Source organism: Pseudomonas sp. MHK4, from assembly GCF_054600775.1.
Window position 1 is genome coordinate 1 of record NZ_BAAIAK010000061.1, and the last position, 526, is coordinate 526.

Consider the following 526-nt stretch of genomic DNA (forward strand, 5'->3'; position numbering starts at 1 on the left):
GTCTCAGTCCCAGTGTGGCCGATCACCCTCTCAGGTCGGCTACGCATCGTTGCCTTGGTGAGCCGTTACCTCACCAACTAGCTAATGCGACGCGGGTCCATCCATAAGTGACAGCCGAAGCCGCCTTTCAATTTCGAACCATGCGGTTCAAAATGTTATCCGGTATTAGCCCCGGTTTCCCGGAGTTATCCCAGTCTTATGGGCAGGTTACCCACGTGTTACTCACCCGTCCGCCGCTAACTTCATAAGAGCAAGCTCTTAATCCATTCGCTCGACTTGCATGTATTAGGCACGCCGCCAGCGTTCATCCTGAGCCAGGATCAAACTCTCCAATAAAGTTAGTTTGTCTAGCATCATAAAATAAAAATTGACGTTTCACGTTGTTTGTTTCGTTCAGTTTTCAAAGAACTACTTAGTCGCTCATTTGCGACTTCCTTATGTTAACATCTTCGTTTTTCGATGTCAACTAAGTTTTTTAATTTCTTTTTTATCGTTTTCTGCGTTTCCGCATCAGCGACGGTTATTA

1 rRNA gene is annotated in these 526 nt (G+C 46.0%); it reads right to left on the reverse strand.

Going from position 1 to position 526, the window contains the following annotated elements:
* Positions 1-336 (reverse strand): 16S ribosomal RNA (locus tag ACYP2Q_RS31515); the annotation flags it as partial.
* Between the last annotated feature and the right edge of the window lie 190 nt (positions 337-526).